A 15,533-nucleotide genomic window follows, 5' to 3' on the forward strand; every position below is an offset into this window, starting at 1 on the left:
ATGGCAACTACCGAGCGTAAACCGCTACTGTTAGATTTTGAAAAGCCCCTAGCAGAACTTGCAACCCGAATCGATCAAATTCGCCAACTTGCAGAAGAAAATGGCGTCGATGTTTCTGGTCAAATTCGTCAACTAGAAGCACGCGCCATGCAACTACGTGAGGAAATTTTCACTAGTCTATCCCCGTCCCAGCGATTACAAGTCGCTCGTCATCCGCGTCGCCCTAGTACTCTCGATTACATTCAGGCAATTAGTGATGAATGGATGGAATTGCATGGCGATCGCTGTGGTGGTGACGATCCGGCTTTAGTTGGTGGTGTTGGTCGTCTGAGTGGGCAACCTGTGGTGATGTTGGGTCATCAAAAAGGACGCGATACTAAAGACAATATTGCCCGTAACTTTGGAATGCCTTACCCTGGCGGCTATCGCAAAGCTATGCGGTTGATGGAACACGCCAACAAGTTTAGTATGCCGATACTAACTTTTATCGACACACCAGGAGCTTGGTCTGGGGTAGAAGCAGAACACCAAGGTCAAGGAGAAGCGATCGCTTACAACTTACGGGAAATGTTTTGCTTAGATGTGCCAATTATCTGCACAGTCATTGGTGAAGGTGGTTCCGGTGGCGCACTTGGCATTGGTGTAGGCGATCGCCTACTCATGTTTGAACACTCAGTTTATACTGTCGCCACTCCCGAAGCCTGCGCTGCAATTTTGTGGAAAGATGCTGGTAAAGCTCCTCAAGCCGCTGTGGCGCTAAAAATTATTTCCCATGACCTGAAAAAGTTGGGAATTATCGACCAAATACTACCTGAACCCACTGGTGGCGCTCATTCTGACCCCTTAAAAGCCGCTACCACTCTCAAGCAAGTACTGATGGAAAATTTAGACGAACTCAATCGTTTAACAGCTCCAGAACGCCGCCAACTGCGCTATGAAAAATTCCGCAAAATTGGTGTTTTTACAGAAGTTGCCCACTAACGGCACTGCATAATGATTTATTAGTAAAGCAGCAATGCTATAATTGCCTATGTGCTTAAAGATTTTTAACAATCTAGCCATAGGCATTTGCATGTTTGGCAAATCTACTCAATTTGATTGAGTGGGTTTTGTCTTATGTAAATAATCTAATTTGAATGTACGGCGTGGTTTTCCAGGCAACAATTTGTTGTCTTCACTGCTAAAACCCACAATATGGGGACTGTTGTGCCGAATCATAGCATCTGCTTAATGAAAATAATCAGATTTTTAGATTCCTTTAATCTATCCAAACCGAGAAGTGTGAATAATGGGGTGGTAATAGGCTTTGGGAACTGCCAAAAAATTGGGAGACACCATGAGTGTTGAGCAAAAACGACGCGCCCTGATTACTGGGGCAAGTAGTGGAATTGGGAAAGTAACGGCTTTAGCCTTTGCGAAAGCGGGAATAGATGTTGCCTTAGTCAGCCGTTCTTTGGATAAATTGGAGGCGGTAAGAGAAGCCGTAGAGCATACTGGGGTCGAAGCGAAAGCTTACGCTGTAGATTTAGCGCAGATTTCCGAAGTCAAAGACAAGATCCAAGCGATCGCCCTTGACTTTGGTGATATAGATATTCTGGTAAACAGTGCTGGCATCGCCTATACAGGCACTTTGAGCGAAACTTCCCTAGAAGACTGGCAGCAGGTAATTAACTTGAATCTTACCAGCGTGTTTCAGTGCATTGTGGGAATTTTACCTTCAATGCGCGATCGCGGCACAGGCACAATTATCAATGTCGCCTCAATTGCCGCCAAGCAACCCTTTCCCGGTTGGGGGGCATACAGCGTCAGCAAGGCTGGTTTGATAGCCCTCTCTCAAACCCTGGCACAAGAAGAACGCACCTACGGCATTCGTGTCACAGCTATCTGTCCCGGCGCAGTTAATACTGAACTTTGGGATACAGAAACAGTCCACGTCAACCTAGACCGTTCCAAAATGTTAACCCCAGAAATTGTGGCTCAATCAATTCTTTACACTGTTCTATTACCACAACAGGCAGTTATTGATGAATTGATCTTGATGCCCAGTGCTGGCGCACTCTAATTAGTCCTCGATCGTTTGTCCTTTGTTTTTTGCAAATGACTAATGACCAATGACTAATGATCAATGACTAATGACAAAACCATAACCTAGACTGAATCATGACTATTGCTAGTTCCAACGGTTCCAATTGCTCTCAATCGCCTCTGATTCCCGATTTGGCAGAAGCCATAACTCCTAGACCCGATCGCAATACTCATAACGGGCGACAACCGGATGTGTTCCTGCCAAAAGAGGAACAGATGGAAGAAATGAAGGATGCCGTGCGGACACTAATATTGGGAGTTGGTGAAGATCCCGAACGCGAAGGACTCCTGAAAACACCCAAACGAGTAGCCGAGGCAATGCGGTTTCTTACCAGTGGCTACAACCAATCTCTTGAAGAACTCGTTAACGATGCCATCTTTGATGAAGGGCATAGCGAGATGGTACTTGTCAGAGATATTAACTTCTTTAGCCTCTGCGAACACCACATGCTGCCATTTATGGGTAGAGCACACGTTGCTTATATTCCCAACCAAAAAGTTGTTGGACTGAGTAAGCTGGCCCGGATTGTTGAGATGTATTCCCGTCGCTTACAAGTACAAGAGAGACTAACTCGTCAAATTGCCGAAGCAATCCAGACCGTTCTAGAACCTCAAGGGGTAGCCGTTGTGATGGAAGCTAGTCACATGTGCATGGTAATGCGTGGCGTTCAGAAACCAGGTTCTTGGACTGTTACTAGCGCAATGATTGGTGTGTTTCAAGAGGAGCACAAAACCCGCGAAGAATTTTTTAACTTGATTCGCCACCAACCAGCATTCTTTTAAGTGCTGAGTTAGGAGTTAGGAGTTAGGAGTTAATTTACAACTGATGACTCCTAACTTCTAAGTAACTCAATGTTCTTCAGACTGTGAAATAGCAGTGCTACTTTATCTAAATCCTTATCTCCTGGTGTCCGTTCCACACCACTAGATAAATCAACGCCGCTAGGATTAACCTGATTTAGGGCTTCCACAATATTATCGGCTGTTAATCCTCCTGCTAAAAACCAAGGACAACTAGGGCTAAATTGCTCTAGCATCGTCCAATCTAAAGTTTTGCCTGTACCACCCAGTTGTTGCGGATGGTAGGCGTCAAGTAGCAAAGTATCTACGTATTTTGTGTAATAATCTGCTGTGTCAAGATGCTCAAGACTACGAATTCTCAGTGCTTTAATAATTTCAACATTGGGTAAAGCTTGACGCAATTGGTGGCAAAAATTTAGTGATTCATCCCCGTGTAACTGCACACCAGTCAATCCAGAATCAGCAACTATCTGACTGATTTCAGCGATACTAAGATTGGCAAAAACCCCAATTGTGTCAATATTTGCCGGAAGTTCTGCCACTGCTGCCCGAATTTGGGATGTAGTCACGTAACGAGGTGAGTTTGGCACACAAATAAATCCTAGTGCCGTTGCGCCTAGAGAGGCGATCGCTATAGACTGCTGTGGTTGAGTAATGCCGCAAATCTTAACGCGCATAAAAATTTAACAAATTTAAAATAATATCAAGAAAGTCTAAACTATCCGAAAAACTTTTGTGCCTTGGTAATTTTATAATCTTGTAGGTCTATATTTTAGGAGACAAAAGCTTGATTTCATCTATTTTACTAGCAGCAGCTGAAACTGTTCCCGCAACACCTGCGTGGAATCCGACGGTGGGCATCATCATCAGCATCAGTAGCTTAGTAGTTCTTTTGTTAAGTACTAGGATTGAAAAACCCTTAGTTGGCCCCAAGTTCCCCATCCTGCCCGTTAGTATTCCAACATTCGTTGCAGCAATGGCTTTTGGTCATATTATTGGGGTTGGCATCGTTTTAGGATTGACTAACATCGGTCGTCTATAGTTTTGTGATGACAGAGGTGTTACTTGTAACCCCGCTATCAATGCAAAACTCCTAAAAATGATTTTGGGCAGGGGGAGTAGGAAAGAAATAACTTATGACCCATGCCCAATTCCCAATTCCAGAATTTTGCTTACAAGCATTAATTGTCTATTCTAGAAATAAGAGCATTTCGTAAATCGGCACTACCGAATTGATGCTCAGAAGTATATGTATAAGTATATACGCAAATATTGCAGTATAGGAATTACTGGCGATATCTAGTTTTAGGGTAGTGTAATGCAAACAAATTGGAAAATTGGGTCATTATTTGGAATTCCCCTGTTTTTAGACCCGTTATGGTTTGTGATTTTAGGGTTGGCAACCCTGAATTTTGGGGTAGCTTATCAGGAATGGGGGTCTGTTATAGCTTGGAGTGCTGGAATAGTTATGGCACTGCTGCTATTCGGTTCGGTGCTATTGCATGAGTTAGGTCATAGCTTGGTAGCCCGATCGCAAGGCATTAGAGTTAATTCAATTACCCTATTTATGTTTGGCGGGATTGCTGCCATTGAAGAAGAATCTAAAACTCCTTTCAAAGCCTTTCAAGTTGCGATCGCTGGGCCTTTGGTGAGTATCATCCTATTTGTCCTGCTCCGTCTAGCAGCTTTTGCGATACCTGATACGAATCCCCTCAGTGTCATGGTTGGAGATTTGGCAAGAATTAACTTAGTGGTAGCTCTATTTAATCTGATTCCCGGCTTACCTCTAGATGGGGGGCAAGTGTTAAAAGCAGCACTATGGCAAATCACAGGTAATCGTTTTCAAGCCGTACACTGGGCTGCAAGGGCTGGGCAAATATTGGGTTATGCTGCGATCGCTTTCGGATTTGTTGTAGATTTCGTCACCAGAGAGTTAGTACTTGGTTTGTGGATTGCGCTGTTAGGTTGGTTTGCTGTCCGCAACGCTAACACCTATGACAACATGACTACATTACAAGAAAGCTTGCTCAAAGTGGTGGCAGCCGATGCAATGACTCGTGACTTTCGCGTAATTGATGCTGACCAGACATTGCGTTCCTTTGCCGATTTATACCTCTTAGAAACCAATCCCTCACAGGTTTATTTTGCCGCTTCTGATGGACGTTATCGGGGTCTAGTTTCTATTGACGATTTCCGTTTAACCCAAAAGAGTGAATGGGAAACCGAAACCTTACACAGCATAGTACGTCCACTGACAGAAATACCTAACGTTGCAGAATCAACAGCGATCGCTGAGGTAATTAACAAGCTAGAAAATGAGCAGTTAGCGAGAATTACCGTCCTTTCTCCTGCTGGTGCTGTAGCTGGTGTAATTGACCGGGGAGATATTGTGCGATCGCTGGTACAAAAGTTAAATTTGCAGATAACCGATGCTGAAATTAAGCGCATCAAGGAAGAAGGTAGCTATCCGCCTGGGTTGCAACTGGGAGTAATCGCGAAATCAGCTACAAATTAAACGTCACACCGTCGTCATAGGTTTGCAATAGATACGTCAAAAGCGTGTGTGATATTGAATTTGGTATTTGGTTACAAAATGCTTTTTTTGGGTAAAAGGTAGGAAATCCTACCTTTTTTATTTTTAAAAGTATGGCATTACCCAGCAGCCCACACTTCGGCTGCGCTCAGTGACCATCGTAGACATCGCCTCAGATGATGGGAAATTATTAAAACTTCAAGTTTAAAGCGAGTAAAATGGAGGAACGTGATATACTACGTCTCTCACTTACCCTGGTTTTATGGCACTGCCAATTGTTGCAATTATCGGACGCCCAAATGTGGGCAAATCCACCCTGGTTAATCGACTCGCCGGGGAACAAACGGCGATTGTCCATGATGAACCGGGAGTGACACGCGATCGCACTTATCTACCAGCTTTCTGGAATGGTCGTGAATTTTTAGTGGTAGACACTGGTGGTTTAGTTTTTAATGATGATACCGAATTTTTACCACTGATTCGCCAACAGGCAATGACAGCCCTTGCAGAAGCGTGTGGCGCTATTTTTGTAGTAGATGGTCAAACAGGCCCCACATCGGCAGATTTAGAAATCGCTGAATGGATGCGCCAACAACCCGTACCTGTGCTACTAGCTGTAAATAAATGTGAATCCCCAGAACAAGGCTTAATGCAAGCTGCCGACTTTTGGGAATTGGGATTGGGCGAACCTTACCCCATCTCCGCGATTCATGGCAGTGGCACAGGAGAGTTACTCGACGAGTTAGTTAATCACATCCCTGCGATTGAAGACATTCCAGACACGAATGAAATCAAAGTAGCAATTGTGGGACGCCCGAATGTCGGCAAATCGAGCTTACTCAATTCTTTTGTTGGCGAAGAAAGGGCAATTGTCAGCCCCATTTCCGGTACTACCCGCGATGCTATTGATACCGTCATTGAACGAGCCGGACAAACCTATCGCTTGATTGACACTGCCGGTATTCGCAAAAAGAAACACATCGAATACGGCACAGAATTCTTTAGTATTAACCGTGCTTTCAAAGCGATTCGTCGCGCTGATGTAGTTTTATTAGTAATAGATGCCGTAGATGGAGTCACCGAGCAAGACCAAAAATTAGCTGGGCGGATTATCGAAGAAGGCCGAGCCTGCATCATTGTTGTAAATAAGTGGGATGCTGTCGAAAAAGACTCTTACACAATCTACGATTACGAAAAAACTCTGCAATCACGGTTACATTTTACCGAATGGGCAGAAACAATTTTTGTAAGTGCTTTGTCAGGACAACGGGTAGAAAAGATTTTAGAATTGGTGAAAACTGCGGCTGAATCACACAAACGCCGTGTCAGCACATCAGTTATTAATGAAGTCTTAACAGATGCCGTTAGCTGGCATTCACCGCCAGCATCCCGTGGTGGGCGTCAAGGGAAGATTTATTATGGTACACAAGTAAGTAGCCAACCACCAACGATCGCACTATTTGTCAATGACTCGAAACGCTTCAACGACAACTATCGGCGCTATATTGAACGGCAGTTCCGGCAACAGCTAGGATTTAAAGGTACGCCAATTATTTTACTGTGGCGGAGCAAGAAAGTCCGTGATGCCGAAAGTGGTAATGTTAATAGAGCAACTCGCGTCAAAATAAGTTAGGAGACGCGATGAATCGCGTCTGTACAAGAGAGACGTGATTAATTACGTCTGTACAAGAGTTATGAGTTAAAGCCAAAATTACTAACTACAGAACCCTATCGACTTGAGTTTGATAGCGGCACAAGGTAAAAGTTATGAGTTAAAGTCAAAACTCCTAACTCTTCATTTCTCACTCGTAACTCTAAAATGGATTTATTGCGATCGCTGCCACTTGGACTTTATTTAGAACAACCCCAAACTTGGCTGCATAAAATCGATCCGCGAGTCAAGTTCGCCTGGTTGATGAGCTTTTTAACAAGCTATGTTTTGGCCAACAACTTTTGGCGGGTGCTGCTGGTGGTAATTTTGATTATTGCCACCTTGATTGCCAGAATTCCTCGACGCGTATGGCAGCAGCAAATGGGTTGGCTATTAATGCTATCGTTTTTTGTGCTAGCGATCGCAGCCATCAGTCCTGATGGATTGGGTGTAGATTATCAGTCACGTTTGCCAGCTAATGAACAAATCTTAACGCAGCCGGCAAACTCTAATAATATTAAAGAGCCAGCAGCCGAGAAAAAAGCCTACAGCTACGTACTATTTCACAAAGGCCCGGTTAAAGTAACTCGCTACTCCTTAAGTTTGGCAGTACGCCTGAGTACACTTATATTTACCGTCATTTACAGCACCAACCTCTATCTGCTGACAACCGCACCAGAAGAAATCACATCTGGCATAGAAAGCCTAATGCAACCCTTGCGACGCTTCAAGTTGCCTGTCACAGAAATTGCTTTAACTTTAACCTTGTCCTTGCGCTTTATCCCCTTGGTTTTAGAAGAAGTGCAAAATTTATTTCGCTCCGTGATGACAAGGGCAATTAATTGGAAAAAGCTGGGATTGAAAGGAGCATTCAAGGTTTGGATGACAGTCGCAGAGAGACTTTTGGAAAATCTGCTCTTACGAGCCGATCAAATGGCGAATGCCATGATGGTGCGGGGTTTTACCAGTCCCAATGAGCATCGAGTCCAGTGGCACGACTTACGATTAAAAGGGCGTGACTGGCTGGCGATCGCAACTTTAATCTTATTCTGGGGAATACGACTAGCTATAGGAACTCAGGCTTAATTTTACATCGAGAAAATGGTAAAAGGTAATACAGCAGAATTCAAAAGTCAGAAGTAAAACATTAAATCGCCGTCAATACCAAAGACCGATTATTGTAGAGACGGCGATTAATCGCGTCTCCTGCCTTAACCGAACCGGATTGAGCTATAGGTAACGATATGGTAGGGTAAATTGAACAGCTATTCACCCATAAAATTGATCCCCTAGCATTTCCTGTAGATTTTAGCTATTAACCAGCCTTACGCGAACACTACAAACTAATCTCAATATTTTTGACAAAGTACCCTTATGAATCTCTGCACAATGCTCAGGCACAAATTGCACCACTGAAAATACTGGATAATCAATAGACCTTTGCATAAATGATAATTTTCTTTCCAGTACCCAGTACCCAATCCCCACTCCCCAATTTTGTGCCATTCAGCGACAGTTGTGGCAGTATGGAAAGAAGTTGAAAAATTCGCCGTTACCGTTGGGAATTTCAAAGGGTGTTTTTCCTTCCCACGTCGAACTTTCAACCAGAGGATCGGCAATACTTTGTGCCTTGTCCCTACAAATTGCTCAATTGAAGTCACCAAAGCAGACGGTGATATTTGTCGAACAGCCTCTACTCTTTGAATCTACGCTTCGCGGCTTCTGTTGTACCATTGCGCTTCACTACCACTAGCTTCATCTGCCCATTAGGAACTAGATCGAGGTCTTCGTAACCGCAGCTTCGCATTTTAACCAAATATTCTGACGAATGTTGGTATTATCGTCTGAATGTTTGGAATTCACTGCGAAAAGATATATATACTTCCACCTTGACTACACCTTGACTCTTAAATGAATCCAGAAAACGCAGAAACTTACATAAACCATCCAACTTGGGGTTTACTCTACAAAATCTGTATGGTTGATGAGAACCAGGATTTGTTCACCACACTTTATGCCCAGCGCTTATTTTTTTTGGTGGCAAATGACGTTAAAGGTGTTAAATTCCAGTCTCTAGGACGTACTGAGGCAAGGATGATGTTGGAAAATCGCTTACGTACCCTGCGGCGCAGTGGGCATTCTCAGGAGTACGATCAGCTTCAGAGTGTTTTCCAGCGCACCTTCCAATGAACAGTTCGATTTCCGAACGTATTCTTTCCATTCGTTCCTCACTGCCAACTTCAGTCAAATTGATTGCTGTTAGCAAGCAAGTTTCTGCCCAGGCCATTCGGTCTGCATACAACGCAGGAATTCGTGATTTCGGAGAAAGTCGTATCCAAGAAGCTGCCAGCAAACAAGCCGAGTTGCAAGACTTACCGGATATTACCTGGCACTTTATTGGACATTTGCAAAGCAATAAAGCCAAAAAAGCCATCGAGCATTTCCCTTGGATTCACTCTGTGGATAATTTGAAGCTGGCACAGCGCTTAGACCAATTGGCGCAACAGCTAGGAGTGAGTCCCCAGGTTTGCCTGCAAGTGAAAATTCTCCCCGATCCCAACAAGTCTGGTTGGAGTGTGCCAGAACTTTTGGCTGATTTACCTACACTCAATCAATACAAAAGTTTACAAATTCAAGGTTTGATGACAATTCCACCTTCAGGATTAAATGATTCTGAAATTCTCAGCGTGTTTAATCGCAATCGTGAGCTAGCCAAAGAAATCCAGGAGCAAAACTGGTCGCACATAAAAATGCAGCACCTATCTATGGGTATGTCAGGCGACTACGAACTGGCAGTGCAAGCAGGCGCAACGATGGTACGATTAGGAACAATCTTGTTTGGCGATCGCTCTTAGTCGATTAATCATCAGCCTTGCAGGGCAGTATTAATAGAAGCTAAGGATTTGATGACAAGAATTTTGTAACAGACTGGTGCAATCGGAAACAAAGGATATAGTATTGACAAGAGCAATCGCCAAGAGAAAATGGGGTATAAAGAAGTTTCCTTCGGATAAACCGTAGGATATAATCTTTACTCATTATTATGTTTAGGCGATGCACAGACCTTTCCAATAAGTGTCAGTTCATCGCCAAAACCCGTAGTATGGGCTACAACTAGCAATACAGTTGCTGAAGTATCCACCGATGTAGCGACCGCTCTTAACTCAATCAATCCTCAGCCAAGTCAATACAGGCTATTCGCACCAGGAGAGTACACACACAATGAACAACATTTTTTCCAAACTCAGAGACTTTGTGGGTCTAAATGAGCAAGTGGAATACGAGTATTACGAAGAAGAGCCAGAAACAGATAATAATAATTACCAAAATCTGTATCAGCAAGAAAATCCCCAGCCAGCACCACAAGAGAATCCAGCCGCTCAAAATCGACGCTGGCGGGAACCAGTGCCTACAATGGGAGATGATATGACAGCAGGTTCAAAGCCAATGGGGAATGTGATTGGTATGCCAGGAGCAATTAACGGAATTTCGGAAGTTTTAGTACTCGAACCACGCACTTTTGAAGAAATGCCCCAGGCAATTCAAGCGTTGCGCGAACGCAAGTCAGTGGTATTAAATCTGACAATCATGGACCCAGATCAAGCTCAACGAGCAGTAGATTTTGTTGCAGGTGGTACTTACGCATTAGATGGACATCAAGAGCGCATCGGAGAGAGCATCTTTTTGTTTACACCAAGTTGTGTCCAAGTTAGTACCCAAGGTGGCGTTCTTCATGAAGTACCACAACCACCAGTACGTCCTTCCCGTCCGACAACAGGTACTCCAAATCAAACCTGGGGCAACGAAACTAACCGGATGGCACAATAAAGTTAAATTAGTATTTAGTCCTTTGTCCTTTGTCATTTGTCCTGGGTTTTGCTCATGGTGACAAATGACAAACTACTAATGACTAATGACCAGTGACTAATGATTAATGACTATAAAATTTGGCTTAATTGGTGGTGGGGTAATGGGAGAAGCACTCTTATCCCGCCTTATCGCGCGTAGAATTTATCAATCATCAGAAGTCATAGTTAGCGAACCGCTATCTTCACGCCTAGATTTTTTAAAGCAGCAATACGGTGTTGCTGTAACGACAGATAATAGCCAGGTTTTCACCGAAGCAAAAGAAGTTCTATTTTTGGCAGTGAAACCGCAGGTATTTAGTGCGATCGCTCAAGAATTAGCAGATATTGATATTCTTAATAGAGAACATACACCTCTAATCATTTCTATTTTGGCGGGTGTGCCCTTAAGTCAGTTAGAAGCTGCATTTGTGCAATTGCCAGTGGTTAGAGCAATGCCCAACACCCCGGCAACGGTGGGAGCAGGAGTTACGGCGATTTGTTTAGGTGCATATACTAATGCCAAGCATCACCAAATAGCACAGCAAGTTTTTTCTGCTGTGGGTGAAGTTGTGGAAGTTTCAGAAGGGCTGATGGATGCAGTTACAGGGCTATCTGGTAGCGGCCCCGCTTACGTGGCGCTCATGGTAGAAGCACTTGCAGATGGCGGAGTAGCCGCAGGTTTACCTAGAGCAATTGCCAATCAACTAGCCTTGCAAACCGTACTGGGAACAGCAAAACTGTTGCAGGAAACCAAAATACACCCAGCAGAACTCAAAGATCGCGTTACCAGTCCCGGTGGTACAACCATTGCCGGGATTGCCAAGCTAGAACAGGCAGGATTTCGTTCCGCTTTAATTGAAGCAGTCAAAGCTGCCACAGAGCGATCGCAAGAGCTGGGAAAATAATAAAGAGTCCTTTGTCATTTGTCCTTTATCTTTCGTGAAAAACTAATGACTAATGACCAATGACAAATGACTAATAACGAAGTTGACAAAAGACTCGTTAGTATAGTAAACAATCTGGTTGCAAATGTGATTGAGTGAATTATCCTGCACCGTCTCCAGAACTTGACTTAGGGACTATATTCCCCTTTGATCTGGATCAGTTTCAAAAAGAAGCGATCGCGTCCCTGAACGCTGGGCGCTCCGTAGTCGTATGTGCCCCCACAGGTTCAGGCAAAACATTAGTCGGGGAATACGCCATTTATCGCGCCCTAGCGCGAGGAAAGCGTGTATTTTATACTACTCCCCTGAAGGCGCTGTCAAATCAAAAATTACGTGACTTTCGAGAAAAATTCGGGTTCGATCGAGTCGGGCTGTTAACTGGAGATGCTTCCATTAACAGAGATGCACCGATTTTGGTGATGACCACAGAAATTTTCCGAAATATGCTCTATGGCACACCCATTGGGCAAATCGGCATCTCATTAGTAGACGTGGAAGCGGTGATACTTGATGAGTGCCACTATATGAACGATCGCCAGCGCGGTACTGTTTGGGAAGAATCAATTATCTATTGTCCCCGTGAAGTGCAACTGGCAGCCCTCTCAGCAACGGTTGCCAATAGCGATCAACTCACCGATTGGCTAAATCGCGTTCACGGCCCAACAGACCTGATTTACTCCGATTTTCGCCCAGTTCCCTTAGAATTTCACTTTTGCAATCCTAAAGGGTTATTTCCCCTGCTGAATGATAGCAAAACCAAAATTAACCCGCGACTTCAGAAGAAGAAGGGGAAAGGGGGAGAAAGAGATAGGGGAAGAAATGGTAGACCGGAAGCTCCGGGTATAATTTTTACCTTGAGCCAGTTAGAGCAACGGGATATGCTACCAGCGATTTATTTTATCTTCAGCCGCCGGGGATGTGATAAAGCGGTGGCAGAAGTGGGTGATTTATGGCTGGTAAATAATGAAGAGTCTCAGATTTTGCGGCAACAAATTGATGACTTTTTAGCCCGCAATCCCGAAGCCGGACGTTCTGGACAAATTGCACCCTTGTATCGGGGAATTGCTGCTCACCACGCTGGGATTTTACCTGCTTGGAAAGCACTGGTAGAAGAACTATTTCAGCAAGGGCTGATTAAAGTCGTATTCGCCACTGAGACACTAGCTGCGGGAATTAATATGCCCGCCCGGACAACGGTAATTTCTACCCTTTCCAAGCGGACTGACACCGGACATCGCCTATTAAACGCTTCCGAATTTTTGCAAATGGCGGGACGAGCAGGCCGCCGGGGGATGGATAAGCAAGGTCATGTGGTGACAGTCCAAACTCCCTTTGAAGGAGCCAAAGAAGCGGCGTATTTGGGAACATCCAAGCCAGACCCTCTAGTAAGCCAGTTTACGCCCAGTTATGGCATGGTACTCAACTTGCTGCAAACCCACACCCTAGAGCAAACCAGGGAACTGATAGAGCGCAGTTTTGGGCAGTACATGGCGACCTTGCATTTACGGCCAGAATACGATGAGATTGCCGAGTTGCAAACGCAATTAGCTCAATTACATGAGCAAATAGCCGCAGTTGATGAAAATGAACTGGCTATTTATGAAAAATTGCGGCAACGCCTGAAGGTAGAACGCCAGATATTGAAAACCTTGCAAGAGCAAGCACAAGAAGATCGCCAAGAAGAATTGGTGATGATGTTGGGTTTTGCAGTGTCAGGAACTCTGTTGAGTCTCAAGGGCAAAAATATCACAGTATCTTCACCCGTAACCGCAGTTTTGGTGGGTAAATCGCCTGGTTCTGGTCAAGCTCCTTACTTGGTATGCTTGGGGCACGATAACCGCTGGTATGTGGCAACCACAGGGGATGTAGTCGATTTGTATGCCGAACTACCGCGAATTGAAGTGCCGCCTGATGTACTACCACCGCCAGAAATGCCTTTAAAGCCGGGACAATCGCGCCGTGGTAACGAAGAAAGCTTTGCGATCGCTGTGCGTATTCCTAATCCGATAGAATCTTTGCATCTAGCACCAGAAGTAGCAGAACAACTCAGTAAAGTTACCGCTGTTCAAGAGCAATTAGAAGCTCATCCCCTACATCAATCAGGCAATGCTGCAACGCTTTTCAAACGTCGGGCCCGCTATGTAGAACTAGAAGCGGAACTCGAACAGTTGCAAGGGCAAGTAGAGCAACAGTCACAACGTCATTGGGAAGAATTTCTCAATTTAATCGCTATTCTGCAACACTTTGAGGCTTTGGATAACTTAGTCCCCACACAATTAGGGCAAATCGCTGCCGCCATTCGAGGGGAAAACGAATTGTGGCTGGGTTTAGTATTCGCTAGTGGTGAATTGGACAACTTAGACCCACATCATTTAGCAGCAGCAGCAGCGGCTTTAGTGATGGAAACGCCCCGTCCAGATAGCAAGGTTAACTTTGACCTTAGTAATGAAGTAGCAGAAGCCTTGAAAAAATTGCGGGGAATTCGCCACCAAATGTTCCAACGACAACGGCGGTATAACGTAGCGCTGCCGATATGGTTGGAATTTGAGTTAATTGCCATAGTCGAACAATGGGCGCTGGGAATGGAGTGGACAGAACTCTGCGAGAACACTACCTTGGATGAAGGCGATGTGGTGAGAATTTTACGCCGGACATTGGATTTATTGTCGCAGATACCCCACATTCCCCATTTACAAGACTCTTTCTTGCGTAATGCCTATCGGGCGATGCAGCTGATTGATAGATTTCCTGTGAATGAGGTGGTTGAATAAATAACTCTGACACACATAGAGTATCTAATAATTTCTGTGCGTCTTTTTCTCTCAGTACTTCTGCAAAAATAGCTGCTGTTGGGGCAATTCATGAATTGCCCCAGCAATGAACTTACATATTACCAAATAATAGTAGTGGTACTTAGTTAAAAATGCTTTTTTGGTTTCGGATATCTTTTATACGTGTTGATGGCGTGTATCTAACAAAAGTTATAGTCGCTATCAGCGCTATTCAATCTTAGTACACCAAGTTTCCAGTACCCTGCAACTGACGCAAAGAATTTATACATAATGGACAGTCGCAGCCAAATACTCTAATTGCAGCATCGCTTTCCTCTTCAGTAAAGTTCAACATCGCAATATTCTTATCTGATACTGATGTGACAATTGTTGAGGAACTTTTAGAGGTATACGGACGTTTTCTCTCTGAATCTCGAATGCACACAAAATCTTGTCCACCATGTGGGTTAGTGATACAGGTACGACCGTCTTGTGTGTGCAGTAATCGCTGTGTAATGCTACCACTAGCATGGGCAGGGTGAAATGCCACCAGCGTAGACATCATCGACACAAAAATTGAGGAACTGGAAAGCAAATTCAGAAGAATTTTTTTGTTCATAGATTTCCTTGAGAAAATTGTCTACTAGATTAGGGTATTCGATTAACTTTCAAACTTCAAGTGAATTTTCCCTGAGAATAGCTAGATAGACACTTGTTACTCAAGAAAGTTCCATCTCTTCACCAGTTGGATCGTAAATTATCTACTATATGGTAATTCAACAATCAAACAGGCTTGATATCTAGCTTTTAGACGTAACGTTATGTAATTCAGCAAATTTAAATCCGTTGTATATTCCTACGATGGTGATTATTTGCTTGATGCAAGTATAAAAGCTTAAT

General features: G+C 44.1%; 14 protein-coding genes. 12 read left to right on the forward strand and 2 right to left on the reverse strand.

Annotated elements, in window-relative coordinates; all coding sequences use genetic code 11:
* The 3 genes from V7K53_RS02330 to folE all read left to right on the forward strand — a co-directional run bounded on the left by V7K53_RS02330 (position 1) and on the right by folE (position 2,868).
* On the forward strand, positions 1 to 981 hold the full coding sequence (locus tag V7K53_RS02330) for an acetyl-CoA carboxylase carboxyltransferase subunit alpha (RefSeq protein WP_094349744.1): 981 nt from the start codon (positions 1 to 3) through the stop codon (positions 979 to 981).
* A gap of 355 nt (positions 982 to 1,336) precedes the next feature.
* Entirely contained in the window at positions 1,337 to 2,062 is a 726-nt protein-coding gene (locus tag V7K53_RS02335) for an SDR family oxidoreductase (RefSeq protein WP_335196051.1), read from the forward strand.
* Between the two features lie 98 nt (positions 2,063 to 2,160).
* On the forward strand, positions 2,161 to 2,868 hold the full coding sequence (gene folE / locus V7K53_RS02340) for a GTP cyclohydrolase I FolE (protein WP_335196052.1): 708 nt from the start codon (positions 2,161 to 2,163) through the stop codon (positions 2,866 to 2,868).
* A 50-nt stretch (positions 2,869 to 2,918) separates the two neighbouring features.
* Here folE and V7K53_RS02345 read toward each other — a convergent pair whose 3' ends face one another.
* Positions 2,919 to 3,563: a phosphoribosylanthranilate isomerase gene (locus tag V7K53_RS02345; protein WP_335196053.1), complete on the reverse strand. Its 645-nt coding sequence runs from the start codon at positions 3,561 to 3,563 to the stop codon at positions 2,919 to 2,921.
* A gap of 110 nt (positions 3,564 to 3,673) precedes the next feature.
* Here V7K53_RS02345 and psaK point away from each other — a divergent pair, with 110 nt between their 5' ends.
* The 9 genes from psaK (at position 3,674) to V7K53_RS02390 (ending at position 14,633) form a co-directional block, all read left to right on the forward strand.
* The gene (psaK, locus tag V7K53_RS02350) at positions 3,674 to 3,928 is read left to right on the forward strand and encodes a photosystem I reaction center subunit PsaK (RefSeq protein WP_322693754.1); all 255 of its coding nucleotides are present in this window, start codon (positions 3,674 to 3,676) and stop codon (positions 3,926 to 3,928) included.
* 276 nt (positions 3,929 to 4,204) lie between these two features.
* Complete coding sequence (locus tag V7K53_RS02355) at positions 4,205 to 5,401, forward strand: site-2 protease family protein (protein WP_335196054.1); 1,197 nt, start codon at positions 4,205 to 4,207, stop codon at positions 5,399 to 5,401.
* Between the two features lie 280 nt (positions 5,402 to 5,681).
* Positions 5,682 to 7,052 (forward strand): ribosome biogenesis GTPase Der, encoded by a 1,371-nt coding sequence (gene der, locus V7K53_RS02360; protein WP_335156039.1) that lies wholly within the window; start codon positions 5,682 to 5,684, stop codon positions 7,050 to 7,052.
* A 186-nt stretch (positions 7,053 to 7,238) separates the two neighbouring features.
* Entirely contained in the window at positions 7,239 to 8,156 is a 918-nt protein-coding gene (locus tag V7K53_RS02365; RefSeq protein ID WP_334872514.1) for an energy-coupling factor transporter transmembrane component T family protein, read from the forward strand.
* Positions 8,157 to 8,981: 825 nt separating this feature from the next.
* Positions 8,982 to 9,260: a transcriptional coactivator PipX gene (gene pipX, locus V7K53_RS02370; protein ID WP_069068710.1), complete on the forward strand. Its 279-nt coding sequence runs from the start codon at positions 8,982 to 8,984 to the stop codon at positions 9,258 to 9,260.
* The gene (locus tag V7K53_RS02375; protein ID WP_335196055.1) at positions 9,257 to 9,925 is read left to right on the forward strand and encodes a YggS family pyridoxal phosphate-dependent enzyme; all 669 of its coding nucleotides are present in this window, start codon (positions 9,257 to 9,259) and stop codon (positions 9,923 to 9,925) included. The genes pipX and V7K53_RS02375 overlap by 4 nt, the downstream gene beginning before the upstream one ends.
* A 367-nt stretch (positions 9,926 to 10,292) precedes the next feature.
* Positions 10,293 to 10,898 (forward strand): cell division protein SepF, encoded by a 606-nt coding sequence (locus V7K53_RS02380; RefSeq protein ID WP_335196056.1) that lies wholly within the window; start codon positions 10,293 to 10,295, stop codon positions 10,896 to 10,898.
* Between the two features lie 106 nt (positions 10,899 to 11,004).
* Positions 11,005 to 11,823 (forward strand): pyrroline-5-carboxylate reductase, encoded by an 819-nt coding sequence (gene proC / locus V7K53_RS02385; protein WP_335196057.1) that lies wholly within the window; start codon positions 11,005 to 11,007, stop codon positions 11,821 to 11,823.
* Positions 11,824 to 11,957: 134 nt separating this feature from the next.
* Positions 11,958 to 14,633 carry a DEAD/DEAH box helicase gene (locus V7K53_RS02390; RefSeq protein WP_335196058.1) on the forward strand — a complete coding sequence of 892 codons (2,676 nt, stop codon included), beginning with the start codon at positions 11,958 to 11,960 and terminating at the stop codon, positions 14,631 to 14,633.
* A gap of 238 nt (positions 14,634 to 14,871) precedes the next feature.
* On the opposite strand, the gene V7K53_RS02395 is transcribed toward V7K53_RS02390, so the two are convergent.
* The gene (locus V7K53_RS02395; RefSeq protein WP_335196059.1) at positions 14,872 to 15,252 is read right to left on the reverse strand and encodes a hypothetical protein; all 381 of its coding nucleotides are present in this window, start codon (positions 15,250 to 15,252) and stop codon (positions 14,872 to 14,874) included.
* Positions 15,253 to 15,533 lie beyond the last annotated feature (281 nt).

This window comes from Nostoc sp. (assembly GCF_036917355.1).
Classification (GTDB): domain Bacteria; phylum Cyanobacteriota; class Cyanobacteriia; order Cyanobacteriales; family Nostocaceae; genus Nostoc.

Excerpts from the sequence above, each read along its gene's own strand:
- V7K53_RS02330 (WP_094349744.1), top strand. The coding sequence starts at position 1 with ATGGCAACTACCGAGCGTAAACCGCTACTGTTAGATTTTGAAAAGCCC.
- V7K53_RS02335 (WP_335196051.1), top strand. The coding sequence starts at position 1,337 with ATGAGTGTTGAGCAAAAACGACGCGCCCTGATTACTGGGGCAAGTAGT.
- folE (WP_335196052.1), top strand. The coding sequence starts at position 2,161 with ATGACTATTGCTAGTTCCAACGGTTCCAATTGCTCTCAATCGCCTCTG.
- V7K53_RS02345 (WP_335196053.1), bottom strand. The coding sequence starts at position 3,563 with ATGCGCGTTAAGATTTGCGGCATTACTCAACCACAGCAGTCTATAGCG.
- V7K53_RS02355 (WP_335196054.1), top strand. The coding sequence starts at position 4,205 with ATGCAAACAAATTGGAAAATTGGGTCATTATTTGGAATTCCCCTGTTT.
- der (WP_335156039.1), top strand. The coding sequence starts at position 5,682 with ATGGCACTGCCAATTGTTGCAATTATCGGACGCCCAAATGTGGGCAAA.
- V7K53_RS02365 (WP_334872514.1), top strand. The coding sequence starts at position 7,239 with ATGGATTTATTGCGATCGCTGCCACTTGGACTTTATTTAGAACAACCC.
- pipX (WP_069068710.1), top strand. The coding sequence starts at position 8,982 with ATGAATCCAGAAAACGCAGAAACTTACATAAACCATCCAACTTGGGGT.
- V7K53_RS02375 (WP_335196055.1), top strand. The coding sequence starts at position 9,257 with ATGAACAGTTCGATTTCCGAACGTATTCTTTCCATTCGTTCCTCACTG.
- V7K53_RS02380 (WP_335196056.1), top strand. The coding sequence starts at position 10,293 with ATGAACAACATTTTTTCCAAACTCAGAGACTTTGTGGGTCTAAATGAG.
- proC (WP_335196057.1), top strand. The coding sequence starts at position 11,005 with ATGACTATAAAATTTGGCTTAATTGGTGGTGGGGTAATGGGAGAAGCA.
- V7K53_RS02395 (WP_335196059.1), bottom strand. The coding sequence starts at position 15,252 with ATGAACAAAAAAATTCTTCTGAATTTGCTTTCCAGTTCCTCAATTTTT.